Raw genomic sequence first — 20,261 nt, 5'->3', positions numbered from 1 at the left:
ATGGTTTACTACCACCCAACCATTATAAAGGATTTTTTTGTGTTTGGATTATATTTCAGAAAATTCTGTTTATTTTAAGGTGTTAAATTACTTTAATGCGACGCTAGTGTTTCATGATGTTTGTAGAATTGTTGATTTTTGAAACTTTCTGCGCAATTGTCCGTAATAATATTAGGCAAAAAATAAGGGGGGAGAGGCCTGAAATCAAACAATAAGTTTTTCGCTATTTGCGCTCTGCTGCTCATCTTGTCGATTATTTGTGCGTCTTTTGATGCCAAATCAGCTGAAGGGAAAACCGTTTATTTTATTCCGATTGAAAATACAATTGAAAAAGGATTGGTGCATTTTATTAAACGATCCATTCAGGAGGCGGAAAAAGAGAAGGCGGATGTCATTGTTTTTGAATTGAACACTCCTGGCGGTGCTTTAGAGGCAGCGATAGAAATAGGCAAAATGATTATGGATACAGATATCAAAACAATCGCTTATGTAAATAAACATGCGATTTCTGCAGGGGCTTATATGGCATTAAGGGCTGATCAAATATATTACCATCCTGGCGGTACCATTGGGTCAGCGGCTGTCATTGACTCCAATGGCAATGCTGCAGAAGTAAAAGTGCAATCGTTTTGGAAAGCAGAGATGAGAAATGCTGCTGAGGTTCATGGCAGAGACCCTATGTTCGCTGAGGCGATGGTAGACAGCAGCTTGGATATGCCCGAATATGGTGCAGAAAAAGGAGAATTACTAACATTAACAGCAAAACAAGCGATGGAAGTCGGGTATGGTGAAGGCATCGCCAAAAGCCGGGCAGAGCTTTTGAAATCGATCGGAATGGAAGGTGCAAAAGTCCAGGAGACTGAGGAGACGTTTGCTGAAAAAATAGCCCGTTTTGTAACAAACATGTATACCATTCCGATATTATTAACGATTAGCGGTTTAGGGTTTGTGTTAGAATTGTACACTCCTGGGTTTGGCATTCCTGGTTTTATTGGACTATTGGCACTGTTTTTGTTTTTCTTCGGTCATTTTATTGCAGGGCTTGCGGGATTGGAAACGGTTGTTTTGTTCGTGCTTGGGGTTCTGCTTATAATTGCAGAGTTGTTTGTTCCAGGAGGAATTATTGGAGCAATCGGTTTTCTTTCAGTCCTTTTAAGTTTATTTTTAGCAGCTGATCATATAGGACATATGGCGGTTTCTCTTTTTATTGCCGGTTCCATTTCGATATTCACAATATTCATCATGTCAAAGGTGATTGGTAAGCGTATGAAATGGTTTAAAAAAATTATTTTAAATGATTCAATCAGCACGGAGAAAGGTTATGTATCCAATCAAAATCGTACAGATTTAATTGGGAAAACGGGTGTAACTGTGACTGCTTTACGACCGGCAGGAACAGTAATGACCGATGGAGAGGAAAGATTGGATGTTGTGACAGAAGGAACGTATATTGAGAAAGGAAAAAAAGTGAAAATTGTTAAAGTAGAAGGCTCACGAATTGTTGTAAGAGCTATTAATGAAAATGAATAGGAGGTAGGTATATCACATGGATGTATCATTTTTTCTTTTACTAGGTCTTATTGTATTAGGTCTTATTTTGCTTGGCATCTTGTTCTCTTTTGTGCCGATTATGCTCTGGATTTCCGCTCTGGCAGCTGGCGTTCGCATCAGTATTTTGACTCTTATTGGAATGAGGCTGCGCAGAGTCATTCCAAGTCGAGTGATCAATCCGTTAATTAAAGCGCATAAAGCCGGCCTTGATGTCACAACAAATCAATTGGAAAGCCATTATTTGGCAGGGGGAAATGTCGATCGAGTTGTCAACGCATTAATTGCAGCTGAAAGAGCTAATATTGAATTGAGCTTTGAACGTTGTGCTGCGATTGATTTAGCGGGAAGAGACGTGCTTGAAGCCGTTCAAATGAGCGTAAATCCGAAAGTAATCGAAACCCCGTTTATTGCAGGGGTTGCCATGGACGGAATTGAAGTGAAAGCAAAAGCCCGCATCACGGTGCGAGCCAATATCGACCGGCTTGTTGGCGGTGCCGGGGAAGAAACGATTATCGCACGTGTAGGTGAAGGAATTGTCAGCACCATTGGTTCTTCTAATGATCATAAAAAAGTGCTGGAAAACCCTGATATGATTTCGCAAACAGTTTTAAACAAAGGACTCGATTCAGGAACAGCCTTTGAAATTTTATCCATCGACATCGCGGACGTTGACATCGGCAAAAACATCGGTGCGATCCTGCAGACAGATCAAGCGGAAGCAGACAAAAACATCGCGCAAGCTAAAGCGGAGGAACGCAGGGCGATGGCGGTGGCAAGAGAGCAGGAAATGCGCGCTAAAGTTGAAGAAATGCGGGCAAAAGTTGTTGAGGCGGAAGCGCAAGTTCCGCTGGCAATGGCGGAAGCTTTAAAATCAGGAAATATTGGAGTTATGGATTATATGAACATCAAAAACATTACCGCTGATACAAATATGCGTGATTCTATCGGAAAAATGACAAAAAACTCTGCTGGTGATGAAGAAGAATGATCTTTCTGTCCATCAAAGGAGGTGTCATATGGAAATATTTGAAAATCCGCTGTTCATTGTTATTTTAATCGGGATTATTTCTTCTTTGTTTGGCAGAAATAAAAAAGATCAAGAGCAGCAGAAAAAAAGGAAACAAGCTGCAAAACAAATAAAACAAAGGGTTAAAAATGTTTCGACAAGCCCTCCAAATGAATGGAATCAAATTCAAAATGTACACACAGGCCTATCCAGCCAAATAAAAAAAGCTGAAAAAGACAAATCGAATATGAAATCTTTTCATAATAAAAATAAAAAACAGAAACCATCAGCTTTACACATGCATTCAGCTGCAAAAGGAGTCATTTGGAGCGTCATTTTAGATGAACCCCGATCCAAAAAGCCCCATCGGTCGAATTTCATAAAATAAATGAATTAATGGTGTTAATCCCCTTTTGTCTCTCATAAATATGAGGATGGAGGGGGTTCTTTTATGGGCAAAAAATGGCATCAGCGAATAAAAAGCATATTGACAGAAGGATTGCAAATACCAGCTGACGTCATGATGGATCTTCCCCGTGTTACGATGATCGGTACATTGCATATATATATAGAAAATCATAAAGGACTGCTTTCCTTTACAGATAAAGAGATTCGAGTTTTGCTGCAGCAAGGCCAGATGCTCATTAAAGGAAGCGATTTTGTGATGAAAGCGATATTGCCAGAAGAGCTCCTTGTAGAAGGGAAAATTGAACAAGTATTATATATTGATCAGTAGGGGGATCGGGATGCGGAACAATTGGTTGTTATATTTTACAGGCTTCGTTCAGGTAATAGCGGAAGGAACCGGCTCAGAAAGAATGTTGAACGATTGCACGCGGCTTGGCATTGTCACAATAAATGTAAAGCGGCTGGAAAACGGTGCAATTTCTTTTTTTATACGCCTTAAAGATGTACAGGCTTTACGAAAAGTAGTTCGTAAACATGAATGTAAGTGCACCTTTCACCAAAGGATAGGATTTCCATTTTTATTAAAAAAATCATGGAGAAATTTTGGATTTGTTATTGGAATTGTTCTGTTCATTGCCATTACATTTCTTTTATCCAACATGATTTGGCATATTGAAATAAAAGGGGCTAGTCCGAAAACAGAGCATTTAATACAAAAAGAATTGGACAAAATAGGAATTAAAAGAGGGACGTTTCAGTTTTTGACATCGAGCAATCAAACAGTTCAAAATCGTTTGATGAGCCAAATAGATGATATAACATGGATCGGTGTCAAATTAAAAGGAACGACATATTCTCTGGAAGTAGCCGAAAAGAAAAAAGAGCAAAAAAGCAAAGTGGAGGGGCCGAGGCATTTAGTGGCCGCGAAGGAAGCTGTTATAGCAAAAATGTATGTTGAAAAAGGACAACCTTTAGTAGACGTTCATGATTTTGTGAAAAAAGGACAAATATTAGTTTCCGGTGTAGTTGGAGAAGGTGATAAAATACGAAAAGTGGCAGCAGACGGAGAAATATTAGGCGAAACTTGGTATATTTCAACAGTGGAGGTGCCGCTTCAAACAACTTTCCAGTTATTTTCAGGAAGGTCAGTCACGAAGCATTTTCTCTCCTTTCGTTCTTTTTCCCTTCCTATTTGGGGGATGTTTCGCAATGATGAATCGGAATATCCGCAATATGCGGTGGAGCGAGACGAGCGTCCATTAAAATTTTTAAAATGGGATCTTCCAGTTAACTATAAGAAAGAAACGATTCGTGAGACGGAAACCTTTCACAGAAAATATTCTGTGGATGAAGCGAAACGGCAAGCGATTGCTGCCGGGAAAAATGACTTATTTCGAAAACTTGGAAAAGATGTCAAAATTGTTGGCGAAAAAGTTTTGCACGAAGACGTCGAGAATGGTAAAGTAAGATTGAAAATACACTTCCAAGTTATTGAAAACATTGTAAAAATAAAACGGGTTCAGGGAGATTAGAGAATGACAGAAGATTTAGTCACAATCAGCCAGAGTTTAGAAAATCCGAATGAAGCCATTAATTTATTTGGGATTCATGATGTTCATTTAAAAAGAATTGAAGAAGAGTTAAACGTATCGATTATTTCGCGCGGTGAAGCGGTATATGTTTCAGGAGATAAAGAAAAAGCTGAACTGGTTGAAGACATCTTGAAATCCCTTCTTTCGGTTATTCGAAAAGGAATTTCGATTAACGAACAAGACGTGCTTTATGCAACAAAAATGGCGAAAAGTGGGAAGATCGATGAATTTGAATCCCTATACGATGAAGAAGTTGCGAAAAATGCAAAAGGAAAAATCATTCGTGTAAAAACGCTAGGTCAACGAAAGTATTTTCAAGCAATTAAAACGCATGATTTAGTATTTGGAATCGGTCCAGCAGGAACAGGAAAAACGTTTCTCGCTGTTGTCATGGCCGTCCATTGCTTGAAAAATGGGCTTGTAAATAAAATCATATTAACGCGGCCGGCCGTTGAAGCTGGTGAAAATTTAGGTTTTTTGCCCGGCGATTTAAAAGAAAAGGTAGATCCTTATTTAAGACCTTTATATGATGCTCTACACGATATTTTAGGCGTGGACCATACAGAGCGCTTATTAGAAAGAGGAGTTATTGAAATTGCTCCATTGGCGTATATGCGCGGAAGAACACTTGAGGATGCGTTCGTTATTTTAGATGAAGCGCAAAATACAACAACTCAGCAAATGAAAATGTTTCTAACCCGTTTAGGCTTTGGATCCAAAATGGTCATTACAGGCGACCTGACACAAGTGGATTTGCCCAAAGGAGTAAAATCAGGACTGCTTGAAGCGAATGAAAAATTATCAGGCATTCGAGGCATTTCATTCGTATATTTAAAGGAAACTGATGTCGTGCGGCACCCGCTCGTTTCAAAAATTATTGAGGCTTATGAAAAAGATGATCAGTAAGACCCGCTCATCATGACCGGGTCATTTTTGCATAGAATTGATCGGAGGTGCTGTGACAAATGAAAAGAAAAATGGATCGCAAAGACAGGAAACAGCCGATATTCCATTTTTTGAAAAAAATGCAATCCCTTCATCTTTTCTTATATCCCGTTATTGGAGTAATTTTGTTTACCGTTTTATACAGCAATGTAGAACCGGACACGTTTGATGCCAAATTATTTTCAGTATCCGACCAAACGATTTACGCACCTGTTACCGTTGTCGATAAGGAAATGACGGAAAAGAGAAGAGAAGAAGCTGCTGAAAGCGTGGAAGATCAATATGTGCTAAAAAAAGAATATGCGGACAACAGTGTGGATTTGGTCGAATCTTTATTTGATGCCATCATGGAGGCTTCTTCTAATGCCGAAATGAGCAGCAAAGAGAAGCTTGACAGGCTTAAAAGCAGTTTAGGAGATATGTATGATAAATATCCTGAAAGCGTATATACATCGTTGTTAAGTGCAAATGAAGGACAGCTTACGCTGGCGAAAGATGCGGTTGTTACGGCTGTCAATGAAACGATGAGCGAGCCGATTCCGGCTGAAAAATTAGAAGAAGCGAGAAACAAAGTGAAAGAACGGCTTCAAAACGTGAATTTGCCGGATAAGATACGCTCAGCAGCTGAAGAGATTGGACGCAGCGCAATTATTTCCAATTATGTATTTGACCCTAAATCAACAGATGAAAAGCGGGAAGAAGCAAAAGAAAAAGTGCAGGAGGTTCAAATTAAGCAAGGTCAAATTATAGTCGAAGAGGGCCAATTAATTGACAGGGAAGTATATAGAAAGCTGGAATTGTTGGGCCTTTTAGATAATAAGTACACATTTCAGCCGATCATTGGTCTTTTCATTTTAGTCTTATTAGTGATGATCTATCTTGCATATTTTTTTGAAAAAGAAAAGAACTCGTTCTTTACGAGTAAAAACCAGTCATTGCTTCTCTTTACCATCATCCTGGCGATAACGTTAACGGTCATGAAGATTATCAGCTTATTTCAAAAAATGGACTATTCTCATATCGGCTTTATTGTCCCGGTGCTGATGGGAGTCATGTTGACAAAGCTTTTGATTAATGACCGCCTTGCGTTCGTGACAAGCATTATATATGCTTTTTGCGGAAGCTTGATTTTTAATGATGGAGTCACTGGCACATTTAATTTTACAATTGGTCTTTACTACTTATGCGGGTGCATCGCAGCCATTCTGTTTCTAGGGGAACATAACGTCCGTTCGAAAATTTTACAAGCTGGTCTTTTCGTTTCGGCTGTTAATATTGTTGTGATCACCGCTATTTTATTCATTCAAAATGGAATTTATTCGAATCTAGAGATCGGTTCTTATTTTCTTATGGCGATTGTATCAGGTGTTATCTCTTCCGTCTTGACAATCGGTTTAATGCCTTTTTTTGAATCAGGTTTTGGCATTTTATCGACGATGAAGCTGATTGAACTGTCGAATCCGAATCATCCTTTATTAAGGAAAATATTAACGGAGGCGCCTGGTACTTATCATCACAGTGTAATGGTGGCCAATCTAGCCGAGGCTGCTTGCGAAGCGATCGGTGCGAATGGATTGTTGGCAAGAGTTGGAAGCTACTATCACGATATCGGCAAGACGAAACGGCCGCGCTATTTTATTGAAAACCAAATGAACATGGAAAATCCGCATGATAAATTGTCCCCTCAGCTAAGCAAAAACATTATTATTGCTCATGCTGAAGAGGGAGCAGAAATGTTAAGGAAGCATAAAATGCCGAAAGAATTTATCGATATTGCTCTGCAGCATCATGGAACATCGCTTTTAAAATTTTTCTACCATAAAGCCCAAGAAAATAGTGATCAGCCTATTTTGGAAAGTGAGTTTAGATATCCGGGTCCGAAGCCGCAAACGCGGGAGATTGCCGTTATTTGTATCGCTGACAGTGTAGAAGCAGCTGTTCGTTCAATGAAAAATCCGATGCCCGAAAAAATTGAAAAGCTTGTTCGTTCCATCATAAAAGATAAACTTCAAGACGGGCAATTCGACGAATGTGATATAACGTTTAAAGAGCTTGAAACGGTGGCAAAAATATTGTGTGAAACATTGAAGGGGATTTTTCATTCAAGAATTGAATATCCGGAATTTCATGAAAAGAAGGTGAAGAAAACATGACATTATCCATTGACATTTTCGACCAGACGGAAACACTCTCTTCTGAGGAAATAGAAACGATCGAAAATTTGCTGCAATTTGCTGCTTTAGAAGAACGTGTTCCCAAAGATTCGGAAGTATCTATAACCTTTGTTACTAATAAAGACATTCAAGAGATCAATCGGGATTACCGGGGAAAAGATCAGCCGACAGATGTGATTTCATTTGCGCTTGAAGAAACAGGAGAAGATGAAGTGGAGATCCAAGGTGCTGATCTCCCCCCTCATTTAGGGGATATCATTATCTCAATAGAAAAAGCGAAAGAGCAAGCAGAAGAATACGGCCACTCATTTATGAGAGAGCTCGGATTTTTATCTGTTCACGGCTTTTTGCATTTATTAGGTTATGATCATATGACAAAAGAAGAAGAAGAAAAAATGTTTTCAAGGCAAAAGGAAATTTTAGAGAAATTTGGATTGAAAAGAACAGGATAAACATGAAGACTTTGTTGAAAAGCTTTTATTTTGCCGTACAAGGAATAGCTGCAGCCTTCCAATCCGAGCGGAACTTTAGAATTCATGTGACAGCTGCGATCATCGTGATCGCAGCCGGATTATTTTTCAACATTAGCTTAATTGAATGGATTGTCATTCTCCTATTAATTGGCGGAATGTTAGCTTTAGAGCTGGTCAATACTGCCATTGAGCGAATCGCTGATGCTGTGTCGAAAGAATTTCATCCTCTGCTTAAAACTGCAAAAGATGCAGCTGCAGGAGCAGTATTGGTTTATGCAGCCGTTTCGGTTGTTATCGGATTCATCATTTTTGCCCCCAAAATAATTGAAGTTTTTTCGTGAAAAATGTAGAATTTTCTGAAAAAATAAACGTGAAATTAAATGAAAAATGATGTAAAATAATGAGTATAAGCTGCAACGTAAACGAAAGGAAGGAAGCTATGGACTCCCATCAACTAATTGAAGAAGCAAAAAGAGCAAGAGAATTTGCTTATGCACCTTACTCTCGATTTAAAGTAGGTGCAGCACTTCTGACAAAGGATGGAAAAGTATACAAAGGATGCAATATTGAAAACGCAGCTTATTCCATGTGCAATTGTGCCGAGCGCACTGCTATATATAAAGCGGTTTCAGAAGGTGAAAATGAATTCGCAGCTATTGCCATAGTTGCGGATACAAAGCGCCCTGTATCGCCATGCGGCGCTTGCAGGCAAGTCATAGCAGAGCTCTGTCCTAAAAATATGAAGGTGATTTTGGCGAATCTTAACGGAGACTATAACGAGCTAACAGTTGAACAACTATTACCAGAAGCATTTACATCGGAGGATTTACATGAATAAGACAAAATTTAAATCAGGATTTGTATCAATCATCGGCCGTCCGAATGTCGGCAAATCGACTTTTATTAACCGTGTAATCGGTCAAAAAATTGCGATTATGAGCGATAAACCTCAAACAACGAGAAACAAAATACAAGGGGTTTATACGACGGAAAACTCACAAATTATTTTTATCGACACTCCCGGTATTCATAAACCAAAGCATAAATTGGGCGATTTTATGATGAAAGTCGCTCAAAATACGCTCAAAGAAGTGGATCTAATTCTGTTTATGATTAATGCTGAAGAAGGATTAGGCCGCGGTGATGAATATATCATGGAACGATTGAAGGAAACCGATACTCCTGTATTTTTAGTTGTCAATAAAATCGATCGGGTTCATCCTGATGATTTATTGCCGCTTATTGACCAATACAGGGAAAAGTTCGAGTTTCAGGAAATTGTTCCAATTTCTGCCCTGCAAGGAAACAACATTGAAACGTTGCTAGGGCAAATTGAAGCGTATTTGCCGGAAGGTCCGCAATATTATCCTAGTGATCAGGTGACAGATCACCCGGAACGTTTTATCATTTCTGAACTAGTTCGCGAAAAAGTATTGCATTTGACAAGAGAAGAGATCCCGCATTCTGTCGCAGTTGTTGTTGATTCTATTGAAAAAAGAGAAAACCATGCAGTATATATAGCTGCAACAATTGTTGTGGAACGCAACTCTCAAAAAGGTATTATCATTGGGAAGCAAGGAAGAATGTTGAAAGAAATTGGGAAAAGGGCAAGGGTTGACATTGAAAACTTGCTCGGATCAAAAGTCTTTTTAGAGCTGTGGGTCAAAGTGCAAAAAGATTGGAGAAATCGCCTGTCGCAATTGCGAGATTTTGGATTTAGGGAAGACGAATATTAATTGACTTGAAGGAAGTTAGAAATATTTTCAAAACATGAAAATGAGTCAAAAAGGCTATGATAACAATGAATTGGATATAGCTTAGGAACAACGACAGAAAGGTGGGGACAATATGTTAGATTTTACCTGGAAAGTATTCACGTTTACAGGTAATATTGACACATATCTCCTTTTTAAAGAGCTTGAAAAGGAGCGGACGAAAGATTGTCAAATGAAGGAAGAAGAGCGGACTGAGGTTGATCTCCCTGTTTAGTAGTGCTGTATCCAATAGGATGGTGGAGAAATGCTTGTAAAGACGGAAGGAATTGTCATTCGTACAACGGAATATGGTGAGACCAATAAAGTTGTTACAATATATACAAGGGAGTTTGGGAAAGTTGGTGTAATGGCACGGGGCGCAAATAAACCGAACAGCCGCCTCGCAGCTGTTACCCAACTTTTTACGTATGGAAATTTTTTGTATCATCAATCTTCTGGATTGGGCAATTTAAGCCAAGGAGAAATCATTTCCGCTTTTAGAGAGATTAAGGAAAATATTTTTTTGACTGCATATGCTTCATATATTGTAGAGCTCCTTGATAAAGGAACAGATGAAAAAGACAGAAACCCTTTTTTGTTTGAGCTCTTATTTCAAACACTTCATCTGCTGAATGAAGAAAAGGATGCGGAAATTTTGACCAATATATTTGAAATAAAGATGCTCAACGTTCTCGGTTTATATCCCGAATTAAACAAATGTGCAGTAAGCGGCGAAACAAACGGACCGTTTCATTTTTCATTAAAAGAAAACGGATTGATTTGCAGCCGCTGTTTTGAAAAAGATCCTTACAGGCTCAATATTTCTCAGAAGACAGTGAAGCTGTTGCGGCTGTTTTATTCTATTGACTTAAACCGCATTGGTCAAATATCCGTCTCCGCTGAGACAAAAAAAGAACTGAGATTTGTTCTTGATCAATATTATCAGGAATATGCAGGTTTATCGCTGAAATCGAAAAAATTTTTAAATCAGCTTGACAGTTTAAAAGAAATGTTGTAAACCATATACATGGATGTGAAACCTTTCAAATGAAGGATTTATCCCCCCTCATGCTGTTAGAAAAAGCGATTTAATGTCATGTAATGAGCGGAAATGTACGTGTCAAATTGAATAATAAAATGCGATGAAGGAAAAGAGTACCTGCAATCTTCATAGAAAGCGACCTTAGGATGGTGCGAGCTAAGGTATGAGGATGCAGGGAACGGCGTTCCAGAGCAATAACGGTTTACGAGAGGCTGAAACGTTTTTCAGCAAATAGGGTGGAACCGCGGGTCATCCCGTCCCTATGCAACTTTGTTGCATTAGGGACGGTTTTTATTTTGTTCGAACATAACTTAATTGTGGAGGTGCATGATGAATGAACATTCAAGAAATGATTTTGACGCTGCAAAAGCATTGGGCCGATCATGGATGTATTTTGATGCAGGCATATGATGTAGAAAAAGGTGCCGGAACCATGAGCCCATACACATTTCTTCGCTCCATCGGGCCAGAACCGTGGAATGTTGCTTACGTGGAGCCGTCAAGAAGACCTGCTGACGGAAGGTATGGGGAAAATCCGAACCGCCTTTATCAACACCATCAATTCCAAGTCATTATGAAGCCGTCTCCGAAAAACATACAAGAAATTTATTTAGATTCATTAAAGGCTCTTGGAATTGATCCGCTTGAACATGACATCCGCTTTGTGGAAGATAACTGGGAAAATCCTTCTCTCGGCTGCGCAGGGCTTGGCTGGGAAGTTTGGCTTGACGGAATGGAAATTACTCAATTCACGTATTTTCAGCAGGTCGGAGGACTGGAATGCAAACCGATTTCTGTTGAAATAACTTATGGAATTGAGCGTTTGGCGTCTTATATTCAAGAAAAAGAAAATGTATTTGACCTTGAATGGACAAACGGATTTACATATCGGGACATTTTTTATCAGCCTGAATATGAGCATTCCAAGTATACGTTCGAAACATCCGATACAAACATGCTATTTGAACTGTTTAATACGTATGAAAAAGAAGCGCACAGACAGATGGAATTAGGTCTCGTTCATCCAGCGTACGACTACGTTTTAAAATGCTCGCACACATTTAATTTGCTTGACGCAAAAGGAGCTATTTCTGTTACAGAACGAACCGGATATATTGGCAGAGTGAGAAAGCTGGCAAGAAAAGTTGCCAAAACGTTTTATGAAGAACGGGAAAAACTCGGTTTTCCAATGCTGAAAAACAAGGGGGCCGAAAATCATGAATAAACGGGATTTACTTATCGAAATCGGGCTTGAAGAAATGCCTGCCGGCGTCATCCTGTCTTCGATTGATCAGCTGGCTGACAAAGTAGGAGCTTGGCTGGATGAACATCGCATTTCTTACGCCAAAATAAAAAAATATTCAACTCCTAGACGTCTTGCCGTCCTTGTAGAGGATGTAAATGAAAAACAGGAAGATTTGCTTGGCGAAGCAAAAGGACCGGCAAAAAAGATTGCGGTTGATGAGAATGGAAATTGGACAAAAGCAGCGTTAGGCTTTGCACGGAGCCAAGGAGCTTCCACAAACGACATATCCTTTAAAGAAGTAAACGGTGTTGAGTACGCTTTTGTTCAAACATTTCAAAAAGGGAAAGAAACGAAAGAACTGCTCCCAGGGTTAGAAGAGATTATTCAAACCATCCATTTTCCGAAAAATATGCGTTGGGGAAATTGGAATCTTCGCTATATCCGTCCGATCCAATGGTTAGTTGTCTTATTTGGACAAGACATCATTCCGTTTTCCATTACCGATGTTCCGACAGGAAATGTTACGTATGGCCATCGCTTTTTAGGAACGAAAGCGGAAATTTCCACTCCACGCGATTATGAAAATACTTTGTTGAACCAGTTTGTTGTCGCCGATTATGAAAAACGAAAACAAATGATCATTCAACAGCTGGAGGAACTGGAAAGAAAGGAAAACTGGATCATCCCTGTTGATGAAGATTTGCTCGAGGAAGTTACAAACTTGGTGGAATATCCGACCGCCCTGTACGGTTCATTCGAAGACCAGTTTTTAACATTGCCTGAAGAAGTGTTAGTGACGACGATGAAGGAGCATCAGCGATATTTTCCTGTCAAAAATAAAGATGGAAAGCTGCTTCCGTTTTTTGTTACCGTAAAAAACGGGAATGATCAAAACATTGAAACGATTGCCAAGGGGAATGAAAAGGTCCTTCGGGCAAGACTTTCCGATGCAAATTTCTTCTACGAAGAAGACAAAAAGCTTGCCATCGATACCGCACTGGAGAAGCTTGAAAAAATTGTTTTTCATGAAGAACTGGGCTCCATCGGTGACAAGGTTCGCCGAATTGTAAAATTATCAGAAAAGCTTAGCGAAAAGCTTGAATGCTCCAATGAGGAGAAAGCTTATATTAAACGGACTGCTTCCATTTGCAAATTTGACATTGTTACGCAAATGGTTTATGAATTTCCTGAGCTTCAAGGAATTATGGGAGAAAAATACGCTCTTTTAAAGGGTGAACAGGAAGAGGTTGCAAAAGGAATAAATGAGCATTATATGCCGCGGCATGCTTCCGACAAGACGCCTGAAACGTTGAGCGGAGCCATTGTAGGGCTTGCGGACAAGCTGGATACAATTGCAGGATTTTTTTCGATCGGTTTGATTCCAACTGGCTCACAAGATCCGTATGCATTAAGAAGACAAGCAAGCGGCATTGTTCAAATTCTTCGAGCTAAACAATGGCGGCTTGAATTGGAGGAATTGTTCGACCTTGCTATAAATGTATATGGTTTAGAAAATAAAGACAATTTGAGAAAAGAATTGCTGTCGTTCTTCCAAATGAGAGTCAAATTTGCGCTTCATGAAGAAAATGTCCGCCATGATATAATTGAATCGGTATTACAATCCAATTACCATGAAGTTAATGCATATTTTGAGCGGGCTGCCGTTCTGTCAGAAGAAAGCCAAAAGGGTGACTTTAAAGAAGTAATTGAATCGCTGTCTCGTGTTGTCAACATCTCGTCTAAGGGCCAAGAGGGCAATATTAAAGAAGAGCTGTTCGAGAAGGAAGAAGAAAAAACATTGTATCAAGCGTATTTACGGCTTGAAGAAAATTTTGTAAAATTGCAAAAAGAGGGTAATTTTAAAGAAGCATTTTTGGAAATGAAAGCTTTAAAGCCGGTGATTGATCGTTATTTTGATAATATTATGGTAATGGCAGAGGATGAGTCGGTTAAACAAAACAGGCTGTCCCAAATGGTACAATTAACAAAGATAATCACATCTTTTGCCAAAGTGAATGAAATTATCGTAAAATAAATGCAAATGGACGATTATCCCGAGGATAATCGTCTTTCCTTGTGCGCCCGGCATGGGTGTAATCTATAGGGTGAAAGTCCCGAGCTGCGAAGGCAGAAGTAGCAGTTAGCTTAACGCAAGGGTGTCCGTGGTGACGCGGAATCTGAAGGAAGCGAGCGGCAAACTTCCGGTCTGAGGAACACGAACTTCATATGAGGCTAGGTATCACTGGGTGAGTTTGCAAGACAAAACAAAGCCCTTTCTGCCGAAGGTGATACAGAGTAAATGAAGCAGATGGATGGAAGGAAAGATTACACTCTTACCCGGGGAGGTCTGGCTGGCACGCCAAGTAACCTTGGTAACCTATCTAGTGATAGATAGCTGAACAGTCAGAAGTCAGCAGAGGTCATAGTATTAGTTGGTCTAGAACAACTAAGAAGGACCGAACAATTAAGAGAGAATAGCCCTTGGCATTCAGTGAGTCATGATGAACACAGAAAACGTAGTACCTCACTTGAGGGAGGAAGCGGTGAATCCCGTGGGAGATCTCTTGGAGGGTGGAGTGACCACTGGCATAAAGAGAACAGCTATTCACGGAAGTTATAAAGACTTGCGTCAATTATCTTAATTGAACCGCCGTATACGGAACCGTACGTACGGTGGTGTGAGAGGACGGGAGTTAATCGCTCCCTCCTACTCGATTCGCCGTAATGAGCAATAGAAAACCTTTTCAAAATATTGAAATCATATATAATATTTTTATAATGCAGCCTCTTTTTCAAGGTGGTGAGGACAATAGAGCTTAATAAACGGCAAGAACAAATATTGCAAATCGTTAAGGAGCATGGGCCAATTACAGGTGAGCATATTGCAGATCGTTTAAACTTGACAAGAGCTACGCTAAGACCTGATTTAGCAATTTTAACAATGGCTGGATACCTTGACGCAAGGCCGCGAGTCGGCTATTTTTATACAGGGAAATCAGGCGCCAATTTGCTTGCAGAGAAATTAAAAAAGCTCCAAGTAAAAGATTTTCAGTCGATCCCAGTCGTTGTCAACGATAATGTTTCTGTTTATGATGCAATTTGTACAATGTTTTTGGAAGATGTCGGGACATTATTTGTGGTAGATAATCAATCGTTGCTAGTGGGAGTGCTGTCGAGAAAAGATCTCCTCCGGGCAAGCATCGGCAAACAGGAATTAACCCAAATCCCCGTCAATATTATTATGACTAGAATGCCAAATATAACCGTATGCAAAAAGGAAGATCTTATTATTGATGTAGCAAGGATTTTAATTGAAAAGCAAATCGATGCACTGCCCGTTGTAAAAGAAGTGGACGGCGGTTTTGAAGTGATAGGAAGAATTACGAAAACAAACATTACAAAAATATTGGTAAGATTAGTTGATGACGATATTATGTAAGAATGGGGGATCCGAATGAATAATCGTACGATCTATATTGTTTCAGACTCAGTCGGGGAAACGGCAGATCTCGTTGTAAAAGCAGCTATCAGTCAATTTAACGGCTCTCAATATGAAACGAATGTGAAAAGGGTGCCTTATGTGGAGGATGCAAATACAATCAAAGAAGTTGTCGCATTGGCGAAAATGGATAATGCGATCATTTGCTTCACAATCGTTGTCCCCGAACTTAGGAATCTTCTTATTCAAGAAGCGGAAAAAGAAGGTGTGATCTACCACGATATCATTGGTCCTTTAATTGATAAAATGGAAACGTCATATGGAATAAAAGCGAAGTATGAGCCCGGAAGAGTTCGGAAGCTTGATGAAGACTATTTCAAAAAAGTAGAAGCAATTGAGTTTGCTGTTAAATATGATGACGGCCGCGATCCGAGAGGAATTTTGAAAGCCGATATTGTTTTGATCGGTGTATCGCGGACTTCCAAAACGCCTTTGTCGCAATATTTGGCGCTAAAACGATTAAAAGTAGCTAATGTTCCTATTGTTCCAGAAGTAGAACCCCCTGAAGAACTTTTTAAAGTTTCCAAAGAGAAATGCGTCGGTCTAAAAATCAGTCCGGAAAAGCTGAATTATATCCGAAAGGAAAGATTAAAGCAGCTCGGGCTTAATGATCAGGCTATATATGCCAATATAGACAGAATTAAAGAAGAATTAGCTTATTTTGAAAAAATTGTTCAAAAAATCGGCTGTCCAGTTATAGATGTATCGAACAAGGCAGTTGAAGAAACAGCCAATCATATCCAAAATTTATTCTTAAAAAAATAACATGTGATAAAACCTGCTTATTCCGATCTTAAGAATATAGTAGGTTTTTTTCATGGTGAAAGATAAAATGATGGAATAATGCAGTGTATTGTATTATAATAAAAAATTGTGATAAAATTATGCTTTTTAGGTTTAGACTAAAAAAAATACGAATAAACTATTTACAGGAAGATGTCAAGGGGGTTGGAGAAAGAAAATTCGACAAATCACTTTTTGTAAAAAGTTTAAATTGCTGGCAGGATTCTTTGAGGTGATGAAGAATAGAGAAATATGATGGGAAAAATATCACTATTTTTGTCGATGCTGATGCATGCCCCGTCAAAGAAGAAATTGCATCAGTCGCAAAAAAATATAAAGTCCCGGTTTGTTTCATTGCATCATATGCTCATGTAGGTAAAAAGGATGACGGGAATAGCTGGGTATTTGTCGATCAAGAAAAGGAATCTGTCGACTTATACATTTTTAACAACTCAAAAAAACATGACATCATCATTACACAAGATATCGGACTAGCCGGTATGCTGCTTAAGAAATGCACACATGTTCTCTCTCCAGGAGGAATGCTGTTTACAGAAGATACAATCGACTCTGTTCTCCATCTCCGGTATATTTCGGCAAGGGAAAGAAGAAACGGCAATTATATCAAAGGGCCAAAAAAATTCCAAGATAAAGATCGTCATCATTTTATCACAGCACTTGAAAAAATATTGTCGAATTATGCAGGAAATTTTAAAATTCATATTGAATAAATTTTAAGGCACGGAGTTGTTCATATGGGGAAAATGCTTCCCGAGGAATTGATAGAAAAAGTGCAACATGCTGTTGATATAGTAGATGTTGTGAGTGAATATGTTCAATTAAAGAAGCAGGGTCGAAACTTTTTTGGACTATGTCCTTTTCACGGCGAAAATACACCTTCATTTTCTGTTTCACCTGAAAAACAAATTTTCCACTGCTTTGGCTGCGGTTCTGGCGGAAATGTTTTTACCTTTCTCATGCAAATTGAAGGATGCAGCTTTACAGAAGCTGTACAAATGACAGCAAAAAAAGCTGGTTTGGACATTCCAGGGGGCTCGGCACTTTCTCAAGAATCGACATACCCAAACAACAGCGAAGCAGAGAAAATGATTAAAGTGCATGAACTGCTGAAAAAAATGTATCATCATTTATTACTAAATACAAAAGAAGGGCAAAACGCGTTAAATTATTTGCTTCATCGGGGTTTTACGAAAGAATTAATCGATCAATTTGAGATTGGCTACGCTTTAGATTCTTGGGACTTTTCTTTAAAGTATTTGCTGAAAAAAGGTTTTGAACTTCCGTTGTTGGAAAAAACAGGGTTAATTATCCGAAGCGAATCTAACGGTTCTTTTTTTGATCGGTTTCGCAATCGGATCATGTTTCCGGTTAAAGATGCACAAGGCCGTACAGTCGCTTTTTCCGGAAGGTCGCTAGGAAACAAACAGCCAAAATATTTAAACAGCCCTGAGACAAAAATATTTAACAAAGGACGGATTCTTTATAATTTCCACCAAGCAAGACCTTTCATTAGACGAAAACAGGAAGCGGTGTTGTTTGAAGGGTTTGCGGATGTTATATCGTCCGTTCACGCAGGAATCGAGCATAGTGTAGCAACAATGGGAACAGCGCTGACGGAAGAACAGGTCAAGCTCTTAGCCAGAAGCGGAGGAACAGTTGTCATTTGCTACGATTCCGATTCCGCTGGAATTGAAGCTGCCTTCAGAGCTTCTAAATTGCTTGTTGAAGCAGGATGTAATGTAAGGATTGCTAAAATGCCTGAAGGGTTAGACCCTGATGACTACATTCGGACATACGGAAAGGAAAAATTCAAAAACGATGTAATAGGGGCAAGTCTCTCATTAATGGCATTTAAGATGGAATATTTTCGAAAGGGGAAAAATCTCCAGGATGAAGGGGACCGAGCGAGATACATTCAAGAAGTGCTTAACGAATTAAGCGGCCTTCCGAGCGGGATCGAACAAGAACTGTATATTACGCAGCTTTCTGAAGAATTTTCCGTATTAAAAGAAACGTTAATGGCAGAGCTTCGAAGCATAAAAAAACGGAAAAGAAGAAGACCTGAAAAAAACAGCCTCAAAACGGATGTATTGCAACGAAATGCACTGATGCCTGCCTATCAAAAGGCAGAACGCCTTCTAATTGCTTACATGTTGAAAAGCAGGGAAGTGACAGAAAAGGTTCTTCATGCGATTGGTGGAAACTTTAACGTGGAGGAGCATCGGGCTATTACCTCCTATTTATACGCCTATTATGAGGAAGGGAATGATCCGGACATAAGCCACTTTTTAACAAAGCTCAAAGATCCTTCATTAAGCCGAATCGTATCCGAAATTGCCATGATGACAATTGGCGAAGAGATCACTGAACAAGAGCTTCAAGACTATGTAAAACATATCTTGAACCATCAAAAAATGCTCATCCTAAAGGAAAAGGAAGCTGAGAAGAAAGAGGCTGAAAAACGAAAAGATTATGTAAAAGCTGCCCAAATTGCAATGGAAGTAATTCAGCTGAAAAAAGGATTAATGTGAAAGCTTGTATAACTCTGGAAGGAGGGGATCCAATGGCTGAAAAACAAGCCCATTCAAAAGATTTAGAAGCTGATGGAACTGTTGAGGAAGTGAAAAATCAGCTTATTCAATTAGGAAAGAAACGTGGAGTATTAACATATGAAGAGATTGCTGAGAAAATGGCAAATTTCGATATTGATTCAGATCAAATGGATGAGTTTTATGAATACGCTAATGAGCAAGGAATCGAATTAATGAGCGAAAACGAAGATGTTGATTCCAATTTGCCGGATTTAGACAAAGAAGATGAAGAAGAATTTGATCTAAATGATCTTAGTGTACCGCCGGGTGTGAAAATAAATGATCCGGTTCGAATGTATTTAAAAGAAATCGGCCGGGTTGATCTCTTATCGGCTGATGAAGAAATCGAACTTGCCAAGCGTATTGAACAAGGGGACGAAGAAGCGAAAAGAAGGCTTGCAGAAGCCAACCTGCGCCTAGTCGTCAGCATTGCAAAACGCTACGTCGGCCGCGGAATGCTCTTCCTCGATCTCATACAGGAAGGCAACATGGGGCTGATGAAAGCTGTTGAAAAATTTGATTATCGAAAAGGATACAAATTCAGCACATATGCAACATGGTGGATTCGCCAGGCAATTACACGGGCAATTGCAGATCAGGCGAGAACGATCCGCATCCCTGTCCATATGGTTGAGACAATCAATAAGTTAATTCGAGTCCAACGCCAATTGCTTCAAGATTTGGGTCGTGAACCGACACCAGAAGAGATCGCTGAAGATATGGATTTGACTCCTGAAAAAGTTAGAGAAATCTTAAAAATTGCCCAAGAACCTGTATCATTAGAAACGCCGATTGGCGAAGAAGACGATTCGCACTTAGGTGATTTTATTGAAGACCAAGAGGCTACTTCTCCATCAGAGCATGCTGCATATGAATTATTAAAGGAGCAGCTTGAAGATGTTCTCGATACCCTTACAGACAGGGAAGAAAACGTTCTGCGCCTTCGTTTTGGACTGGACGATGGAAGAACTCGGACTCTGGAAGAAGTAGGAAAAGTTTTCGGTGTCACTCGAGAACGCATTCGACAAATTGAAGCGAAGGCTCTGCGAAAATTGCGCCATCCAAGCCGAAGCAAGCGGCTGAAAGACTTTTTGGAATAAAAATAAAAATGTCTTTTTCTTTCCTTGGGCAGACTTATTCGTCTGCCTTCCCTTCAATATATGTAAACGCTAACAA

Annotated in this window: 20 protein-coding genes and 1 other annotated feature; all 20 genes read left to right on the top strand. The window is 39.4% G+C overall.

All coding sequences use genetic code 11. From position 1 onward, the window contains the following. Positions 1-246: 246 nt before the first annotated feature. The 20 genes from NSR00_RS07605 to rpoD all read left to right on the top strand — a co-directional run bounded on the left by NSR00_RS07605 (position 247) and on the right by rpoD (position 20,185). Positions 247-1,530, top strand: coding sequence for an NfeD family protein (locus NSR00_RS07605; RefSeq protein WP_340787943.1), 1,284 nt, complete (start codon positions 247-249; stop codon positions 1,528-1,530). Between the two features lie 16 nt (positions 1,531-1,546). Next, positions 1,547-2,539 carry a flotillin-like protein FloA gene (gene floA, locus NSR00_RS07600; RefSeq protein ID WP_063388037.1) on the top strand — a complete coding sequence of 331 codons (993 nt, stop codon included), beginning with the start codon at positions 1,547-1,549 and terminating at the stop codon, positions 2,537-2,539. A 28-nt stretch (positions 2,540-2,567) separates the two neighbouring features. Continuing rightward, positions 2,568-2,945, top strand: a complete 378-nt coding sequence (locus NSR00_RS07595) for a hypothetical protein (RefSeq protein WP_066247542.1) — start codon at positions 2,568-2,570, stop codon at positions 2,943-2,945. A 63-nt stretch (positions 2,946-3,008) separates the two neighbouring features. Further along, the gene (gene yqfC / locus NSR00_RS07590) at positions 3,009-3,293 is read left to right on the top strand and encodes a sporulation protein YqfC (protein WP_063388039.1); all 285 of its coding nucleotides are present in this window, start codon (positions 3,009-3,011) and stop codon (positions 3,291-3,293) included. 10 nt (positions 3,294-3,303) lie between these two features. Further along, positions 3,304-4,497 carry a sporulation protein YqfD gene (yqfD, locus tag NSR00_RS07585; RefSeq protein WP_340787936.1) on the top strand — a complete coding sequence of 398 codons (1,194 nt, stop codon included), beginning with the start codon at positions 3,304-3,306 and terminating at the stop codon, positions 4,495-4,497. 3 nt (positions 4,498-4,500) lie between these two features. Continuing rightward, positions 4,501-5,463 carry a PhoH family protein gene (locus NSR00_RS07580; RefSeq protein ID WP_339196858.1) on the top strand — a complete coding sequence of 321 codons (963 nt, stop codon included), beginning with the start codon at positions 4,501-4,503 and terminating at the stop codon, positions 5,461-5,463. Between the two features lie 59 nt (positions 5,464-5,522). Beyond that, on the top strand, positions 5,523-7,655 hold the full coding sequence (locus NSR00_RS07575; protein WP_063388042.1) for an HD family phosphohydrolase: 2,133 nt from the start codon (positions 5,523-5,525) through the stop codon (positions 7,653-7,655). Further along, positions 7,652-8,128 carry an rRNA maturation RNase YbeY gene (ybeY, locus tag NSR00_RS07570; protein WP_063388043.1) on the top strand — a complete coding sequence of 159 codons (477 nt, stop codon included), beginning with the start codon at positions 7,652-7,654 and terminating at the stop codon, positions 8,126-8,128. The genes NSR00_RS07575 and ybeY overlap by 4 nt, the downstream gene beginning before the upstream one ends. Positions 8,129-8,130: 2 nt before the next feature. After that, on the top strand, positions 8,131-8,490 hold the full coding sequence (locus tag NSR00_RS07565; protein ID WP_063388044.1) for a diacylglycerol kinase family protein: 360 nt from the start codon (positions 8,131-8,133) through the stop codon (positions 8,488-8,490). Positions 8,491-8,588: 98 nt separating this feature from the next. Continuing rightward, a complete protein-coding gene (locus NSR00_RS07560; protein WP_063388045.1) occupies positions 8,589-8,987 on the top strand; it encodes a cytidine deaminase in 399 nt (132 codons plus the stop codon). Continuing rightward, positions 8,980-9,885, top strand: a complete 906-nt coding sequence (era, locus tag NSR00_RS07555) for a GTPase Era (protein WP_063388046.1) — start codon at positions 8,980-8,982, stop codon at positions 9,883-9,885. Before NSR00_RS07560 ends, era begins: the two co-directional genes overlap by 8 nt. A gap of 112 nt (positions 9,886-9,997) precedes the next feature. Next, positions 9,998-10,138 carry a YqzL family protein gene (locus NSR00_RS07550; RefSeq protein WP_065095532.1) on the top strand — a complete coding sequence of 47 codons (141 nt, stop codon included), beginning with the start codon at positions 9,998-10,000 and terminating at the stop codon, positions 10,136-10,138. Positions 10,139-10,168: 30 nt separating this feature from the next. After that, complete coding sequence (gene recO, locus NSR00_RS07545) at positions 10,169-10,921, top strand: DNA repair protein RecO (protein ID WP_066247548.1); 753 nt, start codon at positions 10,169-10,171, stop codon at positions 10,919-10,921. A 115-nt stretch (positions 10,922-11,036) separates the two neighbouring features. After that, positions 11,037-11,210 (top strand) — a binding site (T-box leader). Positions 11,211-11,279: 69 nt separating this feature from the next. After that, a complete protein-coding gene (glyQ, locus tag NSR00_RS07540; RefSeq protein ID WP_063388048.1) occupies positions 11,280-12,170 on the top strand; it encodes a glycine--tRNA ligase subunit alpha in 891 nt (296 codons plus the stop codon). After that, the gene (gene glyS, locus NSR00_RS07535) at positions 12,163-14,226 is read left to right on the top strand and encodes a glycine--tRNA ligase subunit beta (protein WP_144596771.1); all 2,064 of its coding nucleotides are present in this window, start codon (positions 12,163-12,165) and stop codon (positions 14,224-14,226) included. The genes glyQ and glyS overlap by 8 nt, the downstream gene beginning before the upstream one ends. 765 nt (positions 14,227-14,991) lie before the next feature. Further along, positions 14,992-15,630 (top strand): helix-turn-helix transcriptional regulator, encoded by a 639-nt coding sequence (locus NSR00_RS07530; RefSeq protein WP_094246231.1) that lies wholly within the window; start codon positions 14,992-14,994, stop codon positions 15,628-15,630. A 15-nt stretch (positions 15,631-15,645) separates the two neighbouring features. Further along, positions 15,646-16,455 (top strand): pyruvate, water dikinase regulatory protein, encoded by an 810-nt coding sequence (locus NSR00_RS07525; RefSeq protein WP_063388051.1) that lies wholly within the window; start codon positions 15,646-15,648, stop codon positions 16,453-16,455. 260 nt (positions 16,456-16,715) lie between these two features. After that, positions 16,716-17,204 (top strand): YaiI/YqxD family protein, encoded by a 489-nt coding sequence (locus NSR00_RS07520; protein WP_340789186.1) that lies wholly within the window; start codon positions 16,716-16,718, stop codon positions 17,202-17,204. Positions 17,205-17,228: 24 nt separating this feature from the next. Next, positions 17,229-19,025 carry a DNA primase gene (gene dnaG, locus NSR00_RS07515; RefSeq protein ID WP_340787930.1) on the top strand — a complete coding sequence of 599 codons (1,797 nt, stop codon included), beginning with the start codon at positions 17,229-17,231 and terminating at the stop codon, positions 19,023-19,025. 32 nt (positions 19,026-19,057) lie between these two features. Beyond that, positions 19,058-20,185 (top strand): RNA polymerase sigma factor RpoD, encoded by a 1,128-nt coding sequence (rpoD, locus tag NSR00_RS07510; RefSeq protein WP_340787928.1) that lies wholly within the window; start codon positions 19,058-19,060, stop codon positions 20,183-20,185. The last annotated feature ends 76 nt before the right edge of the window (positions 20,186-20,261 follow it).

The sequence above is a fragment of the Aeribacillus sp. FSL K6-8394 genome, from assembly GCF_038008865.1.
Classification (GTDB): domain Bacteria; phylum Bacillota; class Bacilli; order Bacillales; family Aeribacillaceae; genus Aeribacillus; species Aeribacillus composti.
The sequence above is the reverse complement of the archived record's forward strand: the minus strand, read 5'-3'. Positions and strand labels throughout refer to the sequence as shown.

Coding starts and splice junctions, on each gene's coding strand:
- glyQ (WP_063388048.1), top strand. CDS start 11,280: ATGAACATTCAAGAAATGATTTTGACGCTGCAAAAGCATTGGGCCGAT.
- NSR00_RS07595 (WP_066247542.1), top strand. CDS start 2,568: ATGGAAATATTTGAAAATCCGCTGTTCATTGTTATTTTAATCGGGATT.
- NSR00_RS07580 (WP_339196858.1), top strand. CDS start 4,501: ATGACAGAAGATTTAGTCACAATCAGCCAGAGTTTAGAAAATCCGAAT.
- ybeY (WP_063388043.1), top strand. CDS start 7,652: ATGACATTATCCATTGACATTTTCGACCAGACGGAAACACTCTCTTCT.
- NSR00_RS07565 (WP_063388044.1), top strand. CDS start 8,131: ATGAAGACTTTGTTGAAAAGCTTTTATTTTGCCGTACAAGGAATAGCT.
- floA (WP_063388037.1), top strand. CDS start 1,547: ATGGATGTATCATTTTTTCTTTTACTAGGTCTTATTGTATTAGGTCTT.
- NSR00_RS07575 (WP_063388042.1), top strand. CDS start 5,523: ATGAAAAGAAAAATGGATCGCAAAGACAGGAAACAGCCGATATTCCAT.
- dnaG (WP_340787930.1), top strand. CDS start 17,229: ATGGGGAAAATGCTTCCCGAGGAATTGATAGAAAAAGTGCAACATGCT.
- recO (WP_066247548.1), top strand. CDS start 10,169: ATGCTTGTAAAGACGGAAGGAATTGTCATTCGTACAACGGAATATGGT.
- era (WP_063388046.1), top strand. CDS start 8,980: ATGAATAAGACAAAATTTAAATCAGGATTTGTATCAATCATCGGCCGT.
- glyS (WP_144596771.1), top strand. CDS start 12,163: ATGAATAAACGGGATTTACTTATCGAAATCGGGCTTGAAGAAATGCCT.
- yqfC (WP_063388039.1), top strand. CDS start 3,009: ATGGGCAAAAAATGGCATCAGCGAATAAAAAGCATATTGACAGAAGGA.
- NSR00_RS07550 (WP_065095532.1), top strand. CDS start 9,998: ATGTTAGATTTTACCTGGAAAGTATTCACGTTTACAGGTAATATTGAC.
- NSR00_RS07560 (WP_063388045.1), top strand. CDS start 8,589: ATGGACTCCCATCAACTAATTGAAGAAGCAAAAAGAGCAAGAGAATTT.
- NSR00_RS07525 (WP_063388051.1), top strand. CDS start 15,646: ATGAATAATCGTACGATCTATATTGTTTCAGACTCAGTCGGGGAAACG.
- yqfD (WP_340787936.1), top strand. CDS start 3,304: ATGCGGAACAATTGGTTGTTATATTTTACAGGCTTCGTTCAGGTAATA.
- rpoD (WP_340787928.1), top strand. CDS start 19,058: ATGGCTGAAAAACAAGCCCATTCAAAAGATTTAGAAGCTGATGGAACT.